Raw genomic sequence first — 14,743 nt, forward strand, 5'->3', positions numbered from 1 at the left:
CGGTGACGGTCGGGGCGTGTCTGCTGGTGGCATGGACTTCAACAGGCGCACGGCGATGGCAGCGGGACCCGGAGCGGTGGCGGCGGCGAGCGGCGCCACCACCTCGGCAGGCGGCACCGCCGATTCGGCAGCGGGCACCACCGTCTCGGCGGCCACCCCCGCGACGGTGACAGTGACGGTGCAGGGCGAGGCCGCGGTGCGGACGAACATCCCCGTCCGCCGGGACCGCAGGGCGCGTTCGGCGCAGCGCTCGACGATCACAGCGAAGTGCCGGCGTCCGTGGCGCTGATCCATCTCAGGTAGCCCGCCGAGGACGCTCGAAAAGCTGAGTTAACGGCGGTAACACCCGAGGTCAAAAAGGTAAGCGCATACCGACCAATCAGTTTGGCGAAACCCTCGCGCTGCCCCGGTACTCCGAAGTAACGTGCGTGGCCGCCCGCCCCCCACCTCCCTGCGGCCCGCCGCACCGGATCCAACCCTCGCAAGGAGCACCGGGATGTCCTACGACCCGCCACCGTCCCACCCCTATCCCCCACCCGATTCCTCGCCCTCCTACAACACGTACGACACCTACCCCTGGCAGCCGCAGCAGCAGCCCGAACCCCCCGAGCGGCGCCCCCAACGCCACACCGCACTCGGACACCACAGCGACCTGCGGGTCCTGCGCACCGCCTACCGCTGGCAGCGGCGCGTGGCCACGCTCACGGCGCTCGGCTACTTCACCCTGTTCCTGATCCTGTCGGCGTTCGCACCGTCGTTCATGACGAGCACCGTCACCGACGGCCTGCCGACCGGCCTTCTGCTCGCCCTCATCCAGGTCCCCGTGACCTGGCTGGCCATCGCCCTGTACGAGCAGACGGCCCGGCGTCGCGTCGACCCGATCGCGGACCGGATACGCAAGCTGGCCGAACTGGACGCCAAGCGGGAGAGTGCACGGTGATCAGCGAGTTCAGCGGCAACGCCCAGGCGATGTCCCTGGTGGGCTTCACATCGGTGGCCACGATCACCCTGCTGCTGTGCGTGATGACGGGCCCGGACCGGGACGACCTCGACGAGTTCTACACCGGCTACAGCTCCCTGTCCCCCATGCGCAACGGCCTGGCGATCGCCGGCGACTACATCTCCGCCGCGACCGTCCTCGGCACCGGCGGCGTGATCGCCCTCTTCGGCTACGACGGCACCGTCCTGGCCCTGAGCACGGCCCTGTCGCTGATGCTGCTGATGTTCCTGCTGGCGGAACCGCTGCGCAACGCGGGCCGGTTCACCATGGGCGACGCGCTGACCCGACGGATGCCCGGACGCGGTGTGCGGATCGCGGCCTGTGCGGTGACACTGGCGGCGCTGGTGCCGCTGATGCTGGTGCAGCTGGCCGGGACAGGGCAGCTGATGGCGTTCATCCTCGGCTTCTCCGGCGAGTCGATGCAGACGGGCTGCATCATCGGCGTGGGCGCGCTGATGATCAGCTACGCGGCGATCGGCGGTATGAAGGGCACCGCCCTCATCCAGATCCTGAAGATCGTGATGCTGCTCGGCTCGGGCATGGTGATCGCGGTGCTCATCCTGAACCGGTTCGACTGGGACCCGGGAGCCCTGTTCGGCGCGGCCGCCGCCAACAGCGGCGTGGGCTCGGCGTTCCTCTCCTCCGGACTGCAGTTCGCCGGCGGCCCCAGCCCCGGCCTGGACATGATCACCTCGCAACTGACCGTGGTCCTCGGCGGTGGCGTCCTGCCGCACGTCACCATGCGCATGTACACCGCCTCCAGCGCCCGGCAGGTACGGCGTTCGATGTCCTGGGCGGTGTCGGGCGTGGCCCTGTTCGTGCTCGTCATCACGGTCATCGGCTTCGGCGCGACCGCGCTGGTCGGGCGGGAGACGATCGCGAAGGTCGACCCGCAGGGCAACACGGCCTATCTGCTGGGTTCCCAGGCGGCGTTCGGCGCGGAGGTGTCGACGGCGGAGACGTTCCTGTTCACGACCGTCACCACGGCCGTCTTCCTCACCCTGCTCGCCTCCGTCGCCGGCATGATCCTGGCCTGCGCCAACTCCCTCGCGCACGACGTGTTCGCGGCCCGGGTGCGGGAGATGTCACCGCGCCGCGAGATGACACTGGCCCGGCTCTCGGCGCTGGCGGTGGGCGCCCCGGCGATCCTGCTGGCCACGCTCGTCCAGCACCGCAGCCTGCAGCCCCTGGTGACGCTGTCGTTCTGCCTGGGCGCCTCGGCCATCGCGCCCGCGCTGGTCTACAGCCTCTTCTGGCGCCGCTACACCCGGACGGGCCTGCTCAGCACCCTCATCGGCGGCTCGCTGGCCGTCCTGCTGCTGATGCCGGGCACCAACCTGGTCTCCGGCTCCCCCGTCTCGGCCTTCCCCGACGCCGACTTCAACTGGTTCCCGTTCACCACCACGGGCCTGCTCTCCATACCCCTGGGCTTCGCTTGCGGCTGGCTGGGCACGATGGCCTCCGGCCGCCGCAAGTCGGAGGAACAACGCCACCAGTACGAGGCGGTGGAGGGCTGGATCCTCGCCGGCGCGGTACGCAGGAACCGCTGACCGGAAGCGGCACGGGTACGACGCCCCGGCGGCCTCGCGCACGAGCGGCGGCCGGGGCATCACCCACCCGCGCCCGGCCGGCGCCCCACCCGCGACCGTGCCGCGCGCGGGGCCGGTGTCACTCCCCCGCCGGTGCCGCCGGCCCCGCCCACGCCGCCAGGCTGGCGTGCACGCGGTCGATATGGGCCCGCACGTCCTCTCCCTGTGCCTCGTGCGCGCGCAGCAGCCGCTCCGTCTCCTCCTCGACGCGGTCCGCGTGTTCCCGGGCCTGGGCGACCAGCTCCGCGGCACGCTCCTGCGCCTCCTCCTGCCGGCTCCGGGCCGACTCCCCGGCGTCGGCGAGGGCCTGCTCCGCCTCGGACAAGGCCCGCTCGGCACGCTCCACCGCCTCGGCGTGCCGCGCGTCCAGCTCCTCCGCCCGGGCGGCCTCCTCGCGCTCCACCTCCGCCCACCGCTCGGCATGCTCCTTGTCCCGCTCGGCGAGCATCCCGGAGGTGCGCTGCCGCATCTCCCGCAGCGCGGCCAGCGCCTCACCCCGCTGCTCCTTCGCCCCGCAACGGACCGAGACACGGATCTCGTCGGCCTCCGCACTCGCCACGAGCAGCCGCTGCCGGGCCCGTTCATCGGCCTCGGCGCGTACGGCGTCGGCCTGCGCCCGCGCGGACTCGCACAGTTCGGCCGCGGAAGCCCGCGCCTCCTCGACGATGCGCCGTGCCTCCTCCCGCGCCCTGTCCCGAACGGCCTCGGCCTCCTCCCGGCCGAGTTCGAAGAGCCGCCGCGCCCCCTCCCCGAGCGACGCGTAGTCCTGCGGCGCGAGCCCCGCCACGGTCTCCCGCAGCAGGGCCAGTTCCGCCTCCATCTGCCGGGCGAGCACCGTCAGCCGGGCGGCCCGCTCCCAGGCCGCGTCACGATTCTGGGAGACGGCCTCGGCGTACCTGTCCACCTGCTCGGGACGGTAGCCGCGCCCCCGCCCGGCCACGAAGCCGTGCGGCGACACCGACGCGCTGCTCATCCTGGAACCCCTCTCCACCTCGCCGACGCGAAGCCGCACATGAAACGGGATGATTTCGCGCACATCTTGGTGGATCAGGCAGAAGTGTTCATAACGCGACACTCCGCACAGAGGTCACGGGCCCACGACCGGACCGTACGGCCGTCAGCCCCACGTGGTGCCGACAGGCTCCTGGATGGTCGTGTTGATGCGGTTGAACATGTTCGTGAGCGAGACGGTGAGAATCAGCCCGGAGAGCTCCTTCTCGTCGAAGTGATCGGCCACCTCGTCCCACAGCACGTCAGGAACCGACTCGTCCGAGAGGTCCGCGAGCCGCGTCATGGCCTCCGTCAGCTTCAGCGCCGCCCGCTCGGCGTCCGAGAAGAACGGGGCATGACGCCAGGCCGCGACGGCACTGATCCGCTCCTCGCTCACCCCGGCCTTGCGGAGGTTGACGGTGTGCCCGTGCACACAGGCGCCACAGCCGTTGATCTGGCTGGCGCGCAGCCCGACGATCTCCGCCAGCTCCTGCGGCAGACCACCCTCCCCGATCGCCTGGAAGATGCCGCCGATGCCCTTCATCGCGCCGGTGAGGACGTACGCCGGGTTCGTCATCCGTGCCTGCATGATCTCTGCCTCCTGCGTCGGTGCGTCGCTGTCACATCACTGACGCAGCGGCACGAGGAGATGTGACAGCCGGACACGAAAAAGCCGGGCCCGGTCGTACGACCGACCGGGCCCGGCTTCTCTTTCCGCACGTCAGCGGCGGTGTGTCACAGCAGTCCGTCCCACATCTGCTCCAGCAGCACCGACCACCAGCTCTCCGGCGACCCCAGCGCCGCCGGGTCGAGCGCGGCCAGCTGGGCCTGGAAGTCGACGGTCCAGCGGCCCGCCTGCTCCTGGTTCAGCCCGAACCGCAGCCGCCACATCCGCCCGAGCAGCGCCAGACAGCGCGCGAACTCCGGCAGCCCCGTGTTCACGAACTGCGGCGGCACGGGCGCCCCGCCCGGCCCCGCCTCCACCGGCACGGCGACGATGTTGGCCGTGCCGTACTGCACGCAGATCGCCTTGCCGAAGTCGCTGCCCATCACCAGATAGGAACCCGCGTCCGAGGCCGGCTGCACACCGCGCTCGGCCGCCAGCTCCGCCAGCGTCGGAACGGGCCGGCCCGGCTGCGCCTGCGCCCAGAAGAACGGGCCCATGTCCATCGGCAGACCGGCCGCCACCAGCGTGTGCGCCACGACCGGCGGCACCCCCTGACGGGACACCGCCGCCTGCTCGAACCGGAACACCCCCGGCCCGAACGCGGCCCCCAGCTCCTGCGCGACGGCCTCCGGCGGAACCGGCGGCGCCGCCTGCACCGGCGGCAGCGGAGCACGCACCGGCGCCGGACGCGCCGGGCCGTCCGCCACCTGGTGCAACTCGCCCTGGTGGGCCAGCAGCTGCCGCATGCCCTGCTGCCGGCTCGCGTGGTCCGTACCGTACGGCGCGATGCTCGTGATCCGCGCCTGCGGCCACTGCTCCCGGATCATCCGCGCGCAGTACGCGCCCGGCAGCTCGCACGACTCCAGCTCGGTGTGCAGCTCCAGCACCTGGTCCGGAGGCACGTTCATGGCCCGCAGCTCGTGGAAGATCTGCCACTCCGGGTGCGCCGTACCCGGCGCCGAACGCCGGATCAGCTGCTGCTCGGACCCGTCCTGCGCGCGGTAGCGCAACACGGCCTGGTAGCCGGGACCGACCGTCGGCTGCCCGGCGGGCGGCTGCGGATAGCCGTACGCCTGCGGCGGCCCGGGGACGGGCTGACCGGGCGGCGGCATCGCACCCGGCACCGCACCGGGCGGCACCGCACCCGGCACCGCGCCGGGCGGCATCGCGCCGGGCGGCATCGGCGGCGCGGCGGGGGGTGCGCCGGGAGCCTGCGGCGGCGGAGGCACACCGGGGCCGCCCGCGGGAGGCGGCGAGGCCAGCATGGTCTCGGCGTGGTGCACGGGTCCCGCGCCGGGCGGATTCGGAGCACCCGGAGGCTGAGGGGCACCCGGAGGCTGGGGGACACCAGGCACACCAGGGGGCCCTGGGGGCTGAGGCGGCTGCGGCGCACCCGGGGCCGGGCCCGGCCGACCGGGATCGGCGAACATCGTGGCGGCGTGGTGGACGCCACCCGGGGGCGTACCACCCGGGGCACCAGGAGGCTGCGGCGCCCCAGGCGCACCCGGCGGCTGCTGCGGAGGCAGCGGCGCACCCGGGGCCGTCGGAATCCCCGCCCCCGAAGAACCCCCGGCACCACCGGGACCTCCAGAACTCCCAGGCCCCGCAGGCCCCTCAGGACCAAGCGCCGACACCATCTGCGTCGGCACATACCCGCCCGCCGGAGTCCCCGGCGCGCCGGGCCCCGACGGCGGAGGCGGAGGCGTGTCGCCCGGCCGCGCACCCGGCGTACCCGGTGCGCCCGGCGGAGGCGGCGTGGTCGGACCCGTGCCCCGGCCACGCCCCGGCGGCGGAGTCGCCTTGCTCGTCGCGGCGTCGGCGATGTCCCCGGCGTTCGGCGCGAGCGGCCGCTCGGGCGCACCCGGCCCGGCCGGCGGCTGCGGATAGCCGTACGGCTGCCCACCCGGCGCGGGCGGAGGCGTACTGCCCTGCGGCACACCGGGAGCGGCACCCTGCGCGTGCGGCCCGTCCACCGGACGCCCGTCCGCCGCGGGCCCGTCCACCGCCGGCGTGACCGCGGTCCGCGGAAGCTGACTCCCGCCCGCGATCAGCGCCGTCTTGGCGTCGGACGCCGTCGCGGGCGGCGGCGTGCCGTCGTCGGCCTCGCTCAGCGGCGGCGCGAAGACCGTCGCGGGCAGCGGTACCGAACGGTCGTCACCGCCATCGCCGTTGGTGTCCGTACCGGCCCAGGGCGTCGCCCCGGCAGGCGCGGCCGGAGCCACCGGACCAGCCGGAGCGCCAGGAGCACCAGGAGCGTCCGAGTCGCTCCCCCCGGCAGCCGGCCAGGACGCGCCACTCCCGGAAGCGGAATCAGCGGCATCAGCGGCAGAACCAGAAGCGGCAGCAGCCCCCCGCCGATCCGGAATCCCCAGCTTGTCCGCCGCGTCCTGCAACCACTCCGGCGGAGTCAGCAGGAAGGACGTCTGATTCAGATCCACCCGAGCGGGCGGCGCCGGCGCCGGCTCGTCCACCGCGTCCGGACGGCCGTACTCCTCCTCGTACCGGCGGATCACCTCACCCACCGGCAGCCCGGGCCACAGCGTCGCCTCACCACTGTCCCGGGCGATCACCAGCCGCTGCGCGCCCCCGTCCGAACGCGGCCCGTCCGCACGGTCCTCGGCCCACACCACGAACCCGAGGTCGAACTCCCGCACCCGCACCTCACGATGCTGGTACGACGGCAGGTCGCCGTTGATCCACTCTTCCGCGCGCTCCTGCGCCTGAGCGAAGGTCACCATCGCCGAAGTCACTCCCCCACAGCCGAGGACGACACCGCACCCACCGGCACCACACGCGCGAACCCGCCGTCCACCATCAGGTTCGCCACCGTCTCCAACTCCGGCGGATTGCCCGCCAGCCGCGACAGGAAGACGTCGAAGTCGTCCCCGCACGGCAGCAGCAACCGCTCCACCCGCTCCGCCGGCGGCGTCGAGGGATCCACGTCCCGCGCGTCGTCGTACGAGCAGAACCACACCGAGCCGATCCGCTCGCCCTTCACCTTCACGGCGAGCAGCCCGCCCTGGACGAAGGAGACGCCCAGGTAGTCCTTGGTCAGATGGTCCCGCAGACACTTGTTGACGTACACCAGGTCATTGACCGCGGCCTCGTCCCGCACCGTGAAGAACGGCTGGTCGACCAGCAGCCCCAGCTCCGCGTCGAGCGCGGCACCCACCGGCGCGCAACCGCCCGCCGCCTTCAGGAACGACCGGTAGGCGCCCGGCAGCCGGTAGCCGAGGTCCTCCTCGACACCCTGCACCTGCGACTCCGTCACGGCCACACCCGACTTCGGCAGCCCGAAGTGCGCCGGACGCGTCTCCTGGAGCGGCCGCGTGCCCCGCTTGCCATGGTCCACACCCGACGTGGCCACACCGCCGTGATGCCGCAGCAGCGCCTTCACCTCGACCGGGACCAGCTCGAGCCGCCGCGAGGCGACCGCGTGGTGCCACGTCCAGCCGTGCGGCGTCGCCACCGCCGGCACCGTGTCCCACAACTCGTGCCCGGACGCCGACAGCGCGCTGTTCGCCGACACGTAGTCCGTCAGCCGCAACTCGTCGACACCGAAACCCTCCGGCGGCTCCGCGATCTCCGCGACCGCGCGCGCGTAGGGCGAGAAGTCGGGGTAGCCACGCTCGTCGACCCGTACCCCTCTCGGGTGACGGGCCGCCCGGACCGGGTCCGGGAAATGCACGACCTGCCCGGCGTAGGCCGCGTTCGGCGGCGCGGCTTGCTGCCCGAGCCGACCTGTCGTCATGGCGGTTGCCCCCTGCGGCACTCTGTACGAACCGTATTGACCACCGTTGGCGCACTACGACCCGTATCGACTGTCACGTCTGTCTGTCACGTCTGTCTGCGCCGACCCCGCGGATCACCCTCCGGTTCACTGCATCGATCTCCGAACGGATCACCGCTTCGCCCGCGGTGCCGACAGCCTATGCGGTACGACGACACCGGTCACCGGCACCGGCCGGAGCCCCCTCCGCTTCCGTGACCAGCCGTCACCCCACCGTGACGACACACCCCGGAACGGGCGTGTCGCCGCGCCCCAGCTTCCGCACGAGCCACGGCATTTGGCAGTCTGTGACCCCCGGGGGGATGCACGGAGGGGAAGACGATCATGAACGCGACACAGACGGGACCGCACACCGGCAGGTCCGCCGACCCACGAAACGGCGACCCCCGGCACGGTGACCCCCGGCACGGCGACCCGAGAACCGGCGACCCCCGCAGCGGCGACCCCCGCATCGGCTGGAGCGCCACCGAAGCGGCCCACACCCCCGCCCTCCACCACCGCCGCGACGGCATCCTCCCCACCGTCGCCGCCGCCCTCTCCGTCCGCGGCGCCACCCTCACCGGCACCGCCGCCCGCGGCGACACACCCCCAGGCCTGCACCCCCTCGTCCAGGACTTCCTGGACACCCTCACCAGCGCCCAGCGCGACCGCTTCACCGGCCGCTGCGCCGAAACCATCCTCATCTCCCGGCACATCGCCGCGGCCGACACCGCGCGCAGCAAACGCGCCGCACGAAAACCCATGACCAACGGCGAGGCCCGCAAAGCCCTCAAACAGTCCAAACTCACCGCCCGCCACATCCGCGAGGACGGCGACCCCCTCCACGGCACCTTCGCCACCCCCTGCCGCGCCTGCACCGCCCTCAGCGCCCACTTCGGGGTCCGCATAGTCGACCCGGCATCCCAGAACGACTGACGCACCTCACACCCGCCGGCCCCAGGACCTCGACGAGACGCAGGGCAGATGCACACCGACCGCACCTCCTCCACCCGCTTCGCCGTACCCGTCGACGCCGCCCTGCGCGCCGCCGGCTGGCAACCCGGACGCTGGGACATCAAGCAGGCCGAGTACTGGGCCGACGCCCTGCGCGACCACGTCTCACCCGCCGGCCACCGGCACACCGTCTTCCCCGCCGCCGTCGAGGCCTGGGCCGAATTCGGCGGACTCCACATCGCCCCCACCGGCCCCGGCCGCCAGGTCGCCCCCGCCACCCTGCACCTCGACCCCCTGCACGGCCTCCACCTGGCCCGCACCCTCGGCGACCTCGGCCGCGCCCTCGGCACCGAGGTCTGCCCCCTGGGCGCCGAGACCGACAGCCGCTCCCTCGTCGCCATCGACACCGACGGCCGCGTCTACACCCTCGACCACACCGGCGACTGGTACCTCGGCCCCGACATCGACCAGGCCCTCTCCACCCTCATCGCCGGCACGGAACCCGTACGCCTCACAGCGAGCTGACGACACCGGGACCGAAGACCACCGGAACCGAAGACCACCGGGCCCGAGGACGACCGGAACCGGACCACCGGGCCCGAGGACGACCGGAACCGGACCACCGGGCCCTACGACGCCGGAAGCACCGCCGACACCCGGAAACCCCCCGCATCCGTCGGCCCCGACACGAACACCCCGCCCAGCGCGGACACCCGCTCCTTCATCCCCACCAGCCCGTTCCCCCCGGACGGCAACCGCGCCGACGACGCCGCCGCCTCCGGCGGCTCGTTCTCCACCTGCATCGCGATCTCCGACACCCGATGCGCCAGCCGCACATACGTCTTCGCCCCGGCCGCGTGCTTGTGGACGTTCGTCAACGCCTCCTGCACCACCCGGTACGCCGTCTGCTCGACCTCCGGCGCATACGACCGCTCGTCCCCCTCCACCGACAGATCCACCACCATCCCCGCGGCAGCCGACTGCCCGACCAGCTCCTCGATCTCCGCCAGACACGGCCCCTCGTCATCGGCGGCCCGCGAAGCCGCGGCCGCGGCGGCCGCCCCCACCGCCGCCAACGGCACCGACGCGGCCCTCTCCCGCCGCTCGTCCCCGCCACTGCGCAGCACTCCGAGCATCTCCCGCAACTCGGTCAGCGCCTGCCGCCCCATGTCCCCCACCAGCGCGGCGTTCTTCACGGCCTTCTCGGGATCCTTCCGCGCAACGGCCTGAAGGGCCGCGGCATGCACCACCATCAGACTCACCCGATGCGCGACAACGTCGTGCATCTCCCGGGCGATCCGCGTCCGCTCCTCGTTCCGGGCCCACTCGGCCCGCTCCTCCGCCCGCTCCGCGAGCAGCTGCAGCTCCCGCTCCAGATCGTCCGCGCGCTCCCGCAAGCTCTCCATCAGCCGCCGCCGGGCCCCCACATACAGCCCCAGCAGCACCGGAGGCGCCGTGAACCCCACCGACATCGTGATCGCCGCGAAGGGCACGAACCAGTCCCCGATGTCCAGGTCCCCCCGCGACATGTCCTGCCGCGTCTTCACGAACGTCACGATGAGCGTCCCCAGCAGCGACATCCCCGCCAGCGAGGCGAGAATCCGCCGCGGCACCTCACACGCGGCCAGCGTGTACAGGCCGACGACGCCCATCAGGAAGCCCATCTCGGCGGGCGTGATGGCGATCGACACCAGCACCACCGCGATCGGCCACCGCCGCCGCACGAGCAGCACGGAACCGGCCAGCAGCCCGAACACCACCCCCGCCGCCACCGGGATCCCCGCATCCCTGGCGAACGGAATCCCCTCGAACCCGCACTCCAGCGCGGACGCCACCGCCAGACTCACATCGAACACGGCACTGCGCCGCCTGGCCCACCACCACGGCCCTCCCCGGGCCGTCACATGGTCTTCCCCCGTCGCGGTCATGCCCTCCAGCCTAAAGGCGCCCCCCGCCGGTTTTCCGGTGAGTTTCCCGGACTGGCCTACACCACACTCCGTGACCGTTCAGCCGCGATACGACCCGAAATCCCTCGAACTGCTGAATCGCGCACCGTTCGAACCCGGAAGCCTCCATTCCGCCCGGACGGTATGCGTATGACACATGCCACCGGCAAATACGCCGACTTCGAGGGACTACGGGAACAGGCAGTGGCGCTACGCCGCGCGGGCCTGAGCCGACGCCAGATCCGCGACCGCCTGCACGTCGACAACAACGACATCCTCAACCGCCTCCTGGAAGGCGAACCGGCCCCGGCCTGGACCAAGCGCCCGAACGCCAAGGACGACCTGAGGGAGAAGGCCAGGGAACTCCGACTCCAGGGCTGGACGTACGACCAGATCCAGGTGGAGTTGGGGTGCTCGAAGAGTTCGATCTCGCTGTGGGTGCGGGATCTGCCGAAGCCTGAGCGCAAGCGCTCAACCGCGGAAGCTTCGGCTATCGCGAGGCGGGGCTGGGAAGTCACACTGCAACGACGCGAGGAGGAACGGCAGCACACGAAGGCGGTCGCGCAGCAAGGAGTCGGCGACCTGACCGACCGGGAAGTATTCCTGGCAGGAGTGGCCCTCTACTGGGCAGAAGGCGCCAAGGACAAGCCCTACAGCCGCCGCGAGAGGCTGCATTTCATCAACAGCGATCCGAACGTCATCAGCTTCTTCCTGCGCTGGCTGGACACACTCGGCGTAGAACGCGACCGCCTGCGTTTCCGGGTGAGCATCCACGAGTCGGCCAATGTGCAGGCGGCCGAAGAGTTCTGGGCTGGACTCGTTGGCGTGACACCAGCCACCTTCCAGAAGGCCACTCTCAAGAAGCACAACCCGAGGACGAGCCGCAAGAACACCTCGGAGGCATATCGCGGCTGCCTGATCGTCTACGTGATCAAGAGCGCCGACTTGTACCGTCGCATGGAAGGCGCCTGGTACGGCATAGTAGGAGGCGCCGCTCGGCGACCTGACTGAATGTCCGGTTTAGTCGAGATTATTCCCCCGTGGTGTAATTGGTAAGCACTGTGGCTTTTGGTGCCATCTGTCCGGGTTCGAGTCCTGGCGGGGGAGCACATGCTCAAATTCGGGCCCTGTTCGGCGACAGCCAAGTCAGGGCCCGCTCTCGTGTCGCCCACAAAACCCCCCGGTATCCTGCGGATGAAACCCCACCCCATCCACAGCCGAAGGGCATCCCGTGAGCGCCAACCGCCCGGCAGCCGTCGTCGTTCTCGCAGCGGGTGAGGGCACCCGTATGAAGTCGGCCACACCCAAGGTCCTGCACGAGCTCTGCGGCCGCAGTCTCGTCGGGCATGTGCTGGCCGCCGCGGGCGAGCTGCACCCCGAGAACCTGGTCGTCGTGGTCGGCCACGCCCGTGAGAAGGTCACCGCCCACCTCGGCGAGATCGCCCCCGCCATCCGCACCGCCGTACAGGCCGAACAGAACGGCACCGGGCACGCCGTACGGATGGGGCTCGAAACGCTCGGCGGGTCCGTCGACGGGACCGTCGTCGTCGTGTGCGGGGACACTCCCCTGCTCACCGGCGCGACCCTCGACGCCCTCGCCGCCACGCACTCCGCCGACGGCAACGCGGTGACCGTGCTGACCGCCGAGGTGCCGGACGCGACGGGCTACGGCCGGATCGTCCGCGACGACACCGGTGCCGTGACCGCGATCGTGGAGCACAAGGACGCCAGCGACGCGCAGCGGTCGATCCGCGAGATCAACTCGGGTGTGTTCGCGTTCGACGGCCAGCTGCTCGCCGACGCCCTGAAGAAGGTGCGCACGGACAACAGCCAGGGCGAGGAGTACCTGACGGACGTGCTCGGGATCCTGCGCGAGGCCGGGCACCGGGTGGGGGCCTCCGTGGCCGGCGACCACCGGGAGATCGCCGGGATCAACAACCGTGTGCAGCTCTCCGAGGCCCGCCGCATCCTCAACGACCGGCTGCTGACCGAGGCCATGCTCGCCGGTGTGACGGTCGTCGACCCGGCCACGACCTGGATCGACGTCACGGTGACCTTCGAGCAGGACGCCGTCGTGCACCCGGGCACCCAGCTGCACGGCTCGACGCATCTCGGCGAGGGCGCGGAGGTCGGGCCGAACTCGCGGCTGACCGACACCCGGGTCGGGGCGGGCGCGCGTGTGGACAACACGGTGGCCGTGAGCGCGGAGGTGGGTCCGGCCGCGTCGGTGGGGCCGTACGCGTATCTGCGTCCGGGGACGCGGCTGGGTGCCAGGGGCAAGATCGGGACGTACGTGGAGACGAAGAACGCCACGATCGGGGAGGGGACGAAGGTGCCTCATCTCTCCTATGTGGGTGACGCGACGATCGGTGAGCAGTCGAACATCGGGGCCGCGAGTGTGTTCGTGAACTACGACGGCCAGGAGAAGCACCACACGAACATCGGCTCTCACTGCCGTACGGGCTCGGACAACATGTTTGTGGCGCCTGTCACGGTGGGGGACGGTGCGTACACGGCCGCCGGGTCCGTGATCACGAAGGATGTGCCGCCCGGTTCGCTGGCCGTGGCCCGTGGTCAGCAGCGGAATATCGAGGGTTGGGTGGCTCGAAAGCGTCCGGGGAGCGCGGCCGCGAAGGCGGCGGAGGCGGCTTCCCGGGAGGCGGCCGAGGAGGGCTGACCGGAAACCGGTGCGTCAAACACGGCGTACGGTGATAAGTGCATACCCGCACCCCCACCAGTTGAGACGCCCTCTCGCGAGCCGCTGAGAGGTCTCTCGACCTGAGTTCGAAACCCCAGCTGCGACACCTCTGAGGAGACAGTGCTGTGACCGGGATCAAGACGACCGGCGAGAAGAAGTTGATGTTCTTCTCCGGCCGCGCCCACCCCGAGCTTGCCGAGGAGGTCGCCCACCAGCTGGGTGTCGGGGTTGTCCCGACGAAGGCCTTCGACTTCGCCAACGGTGAGATCTATGTGCGTTATCAGGAGTCGGCGCGTGGCGCCGACTGCTTCCTGATCCAGAGCCACACGGCTCCTATCAACAAGTGGATCATGGAGCAGTTGATCATGATCGACGCGCTGAAGCGCGCGTCGGCCCGGTCCATCACGGTCATCGTGCCGTTCTACGGTTACGCGCGGCAGGACAAGAAGCACCGCGGACGTGAACCGATTTCGGCGCGTCTGATCGCGGACATGATGAAGACGGCGGGTGCGGACCGCATTCTGACCGTCGATCTGCACACGGACCAGATCCAGGGCTTCTTCGACGGTCCGGTGGACCACCTGTTCGCGCTGCCGCTGCTGGCGGACTACGTGGGCCGGAAGGTGGACCGGGAGAAGCTGACGGTCGTGTCTCCGGACGCGGGCCGGGTGCGGGTCGCGGACCGCTGGTGCGACCGGCTGGGCGCGCCGCTGGCGATCGTGCACAAGCGGCGGGACAAGGACGTCGCGAACCAGGTCACCGTCCACGAGGTCGTGGGTGAGGTGAAGGGTCGCGTGTGTGTCCTGGTGGACGACATGATCGACACTGGTGGGACGATCTGTGCCGCTGCCGACGCGCTGTTCGCGCACGGCGCGGAGGATGTGATCGTGACGGCGACGCACGGTGTGCTGTCGGGTCCGGCGGCGGACCGGCTGAAGAACTCGCGGGTGAGTGAGTTCGTGTTCACGAACACGCTGCCGACGCCGGGTGAGCTGAGCGGGGATCTGGACAAGATCTCGGTGCTGTCGATCGCGCCGACGATCGCGAGCGCGGTGCGTGAGGTGTTCGAGGACGGTTCGGTGACGAGCCTGTTCGACGAGCAGTGAGGGCTCTCCCGGAGTTCCGGTAGA

Annotated in this window: 13 protein-coding genes and 1 tRNA gene; 9 read left to right on the forward strand and 5 right to left on the reverse strand. The window is 71.3% G+C overall.

What is annotated here, in order from left to right:
• Positions 1-31 precede the first annotated feature (31 nt).
• From ACFZBT_RS29820 to ACFZBT_RS29830, 3 genes are all read left to right on the forward strand, one after another.
• A complete protein-coding gene (locus tag ACFZBT_RS29820) occupies positions 32-289 on the forward strand; it encodes a hypothetical protein (RefSeq protein WP_391109855.1) in 258 nt (85 codons plus the stop codon).
• Between the two features lie 207 nt (positions 290-496).
• Positions 497-940 carry a DUF485 domain-containing protein gene (locus tag ACFZBT_RS29825; protein WP_391109857.1) on the forward strand — a complete coding sequence of 148 codons (444 nt, stop codon included), beginning with the start codon at positions 497-499 and terminating at the stop codon, positions 938-940.
• On the forward strand, positions 937-2,550 hold the full coding sequence (locus tag ACFZBT_RS29830; RefSeq protein ID WP_391109860.1) for a cation acetate symporter: 1,614 nt from the start codon (positions 937-939) through the stop codon (positions 2,548-2,550). Before ACFZBT_RS29825 ends, ACFZBT_RS29830 begins: the two co-directional genes overlap by 4 nt.
• Before the next feature lie 118 nt (positions 2,551-2,668).
• On the opposite strand, the gene ACFZBT_RS29835 is transcribed toward ACFZBT_RS29830, so the two are convergent.
• The 4 genes from ACFZBT_RS29835 to ACFZBT_RS29850 all read right to left on the reverse strand — a co-directional run bounded on the left by ACFZBT_RS29835 (position 2,669) and on the right by ACFZBT_RS29850 (position 7,997).
• Entirely contained in the window at positions 2,669-3,562 is an 894-nt protein-coding gene (locus ACFZBT_RS29835) for a cellulose-binding protein (protein WP_391109863.1), read from the reverse strand.
• Positions 3,563-3,706: 144 nt separating this feature from the next.
• A complete protein-coding gene (locus tag ACFZBT_RS29840) occupies positions 3,707-4,168 on the reverse strand; it encodes a carboxymuconolactone decarboxylase family protein (RefSeq protein WP_391109866.1) in 462 nt (153 codons plus the stop codon).
• Positions 4,169-4,314: 146 nt separating this feature from the next.
• Positions 4,315-6,984, reverse strand: coding sequence for an SUKH-4 family immunity protein (locus ACFZBT_RS29845; protein ID WP_391109869.1), 2,670 nt, complete (start codon positions 6,982-6,984; stop codon positions 4,315-4,317).
• Positions 6,985-6,992: 8 nt separating this feature from the next.
• Positions 6,993-7,997, reverse strand: coding sequence for an HNH endonuclease (locus ACFZBT_RS29850; RefSeq protein WP_391109872.1), 1,005 nt, complete (start codon positions 7,995-7,997; stop codon positions 6,993-6,995).
• A gap of 363 nt (positions 7,998-8,360) precedes the next feature.
• On the opposite strand from ACFZBT_RS29850, the gene ACFZBT_RS29855 reads away from it, so the two are divergent.
• Together ACFZBT_RS29855 and ACFZBT_RS29860 are read left to right on the forward strand one after the other, a co-directional pair.
• Positions 8,361-8,951, forward strand: coding sequence for a YwqJ-related putative deaminase (locus tag ACFZBT_RS29855; protein ID WP_391109875.1), 591 nt, complete (start codon positions 8,361-8,363; stop codon positions 8,949-8,951).
• Positions 8,952-8,999: 48 nt separating this feature from the next.
• Positions 9,000-9,494: an SUKH-3 domain-containing protein gene (locus ACFZBT_RS29860; protein ID WP_391109878.1), complete on the forward strand. Its 495-nt coding sequence runs from the start codon at positions 9,000-9,002 to the stop codon at positions 9,492-9,494.
• A 104-nt stretch (positions 9,495-9,598) separates the two neighbouring features.
• Here ACFZBT_RS29860 and ACFZBT_RS29865 read toward each other — a convergent pair whose 3' ends face one another.
• Positions 9,599-10,897, reverse strand: a complete 1,299-nt coding sequence (locus tag ACFZBT_RS29865) for a histidine kinase (RefSeq protein ID WP_391109880.1) — start codon at positions 10,895-10,897, stop codon at positions 9,599-9,601.
• 168 nt (positions 10,898-11,065) lie between these two features.
• Between ACFZBT_RS29865 and ACFZBT_RS29870 the strand changes: the two genes are divergently transcribed.
• The 4 genes from ACFZBT_RS29870 to ACFZBT_RS29885 all read left to right on the forward strand — a co-directional run bounded on the left by ACFZBT_RS29870 (position 11,066) and on the right by ACFZBT_RS29885 (position 14,719).
• Complete coding sequence (locus ACFZBT_RS29870) at positions 11,066-11,926, forward strand: hypothetical protein (protein WP_391109883.1); 861 nt, start codon at positions 11,066-11,068, stop codon at positions 11,924-11,926.
• 23 nt (positions 11,927-11,949) lie between these two features.
• Positions 11,950-12,022, forward strand: a tRNA-Gln gene (locus tag ACFZBT_RS29875).
• 124 nt (positions 12,023-12,146) lie between these two features.
• Positions 12,147-13,592, forward strand: coding sequence for a bifunctional UDP-N-acetylglucosamine diphosphorylase/glucosamine-1-phosphate N-acetyltransferase GlmU (gene glmU, locus ACFZBT_RS29880; protein WP_391109886.1), 1,446 nt, complete (start codon positions 12,147-12,149; stop codon positions 13,590-13,592).
• A gap of 146 nt (positions 13,593-13,738) precedes the next feature.
• Positions 13,739-14,719, forward strand: coding sequence for a ribose-phosphate diphosphokinase (locus ACFZBT_RS29885; RefSeq protein ID WP_215120928.1), 981 nt, complete (start codon positions 13,739-13,741; stop codon positions 14,717-14,719).
• The last annotated feature ends 24 nt before the right edge of the window (positions 14,720-14,743 follow it).

The organism is Streptomyces sp. NPDC008137 (genome assembly GCF_042957035.1).
In the GTDB taxonomy this organism is placed as follows: Bacteria; Actinomycetota; Actinomycetes; order Streptomycetales; family Streptomycetaceae; genus Streptomyces.

What these genes read in the sequence shown, in the direction of transcription:
- ACFZBT_RS29865 (WP_391109880.1), bottom strand. Translation starts at nt 10,897, where the DNA reads ATGACCGCGACGGGGGAAGACCATGTGACGGCCCGGGGAGGGCCGTGG.
- ACFZBT_RS29825 (WP_391109857.1), top strand. Translation starts at nt 497, where the DNA reads ATGTCCTACGACCCGCCACCGTCCCACCCCTATCCCCCACCCGATTCC.
- ACFZBT_RS29870 (WP_391109883.1), top strand. Translation starts at nt 11,066, where the DNA reads ATGACACATGCCACCGGCAAATACGCCGACTTCGAGGGACTACGGGAA.
- ACFZBT_RS29840 (WP_391109866.1), bottom strand. Translation starts at nt 4,168, where the DNA reads ATGCAGGCACGGATGACGAACCCGGCGTACGTCCTCACCGGCGCGATG.
- ACFZBT_RS29850 (WP_391109872.1), bottom strand. Translation starts at nt 7,997, where the DNA reads ATGACGACAGGTCGGCTCGGGCAGCAAGCCGCGCCGCCGAACGCGGCC.
- ACFZBT_RS29820 (WP_391109855.1), top strand. Translation starts at nt 32, where the DNA reads ATGGACTTCAACAGGCGCACGGCGATGGCAGCGGGACCCGGAGCGGTG.
- ACFZBT_RS29860 (WP_391109878.1), top strand. Translation starts at nt 9,000, where the DNA reads ATGCACACCGACCGCACCTCCTCCACCCGCTTCGCCGTACCCGTCGAC.
- ACFZBT_RS29835 (WP_391109863.1), bottom strand. Translation starts at nt 3,562, where the DNA reads ATGAGCAGCGCGTCGGTGTCGCCGCACGGCTTCGTGGCCGGGCGGGGG.
- ACFZBT_RS29845 (WP_391109869.1), bottom strand. Translation starts at nt 6,984, where the DNA reads ATGGTGACCTTCGCTCAGGCGCAGGAGCGCGCGGAAGAGTGGATCAAC.
- ACFZBT_RS29855 (WP_391109875.1), top strand. Translation starts at nt 8,361, where the DNA reads ATGAACGCGACACAGACGGGACCGCACACCGGCAGGTCCGCCGACCCA.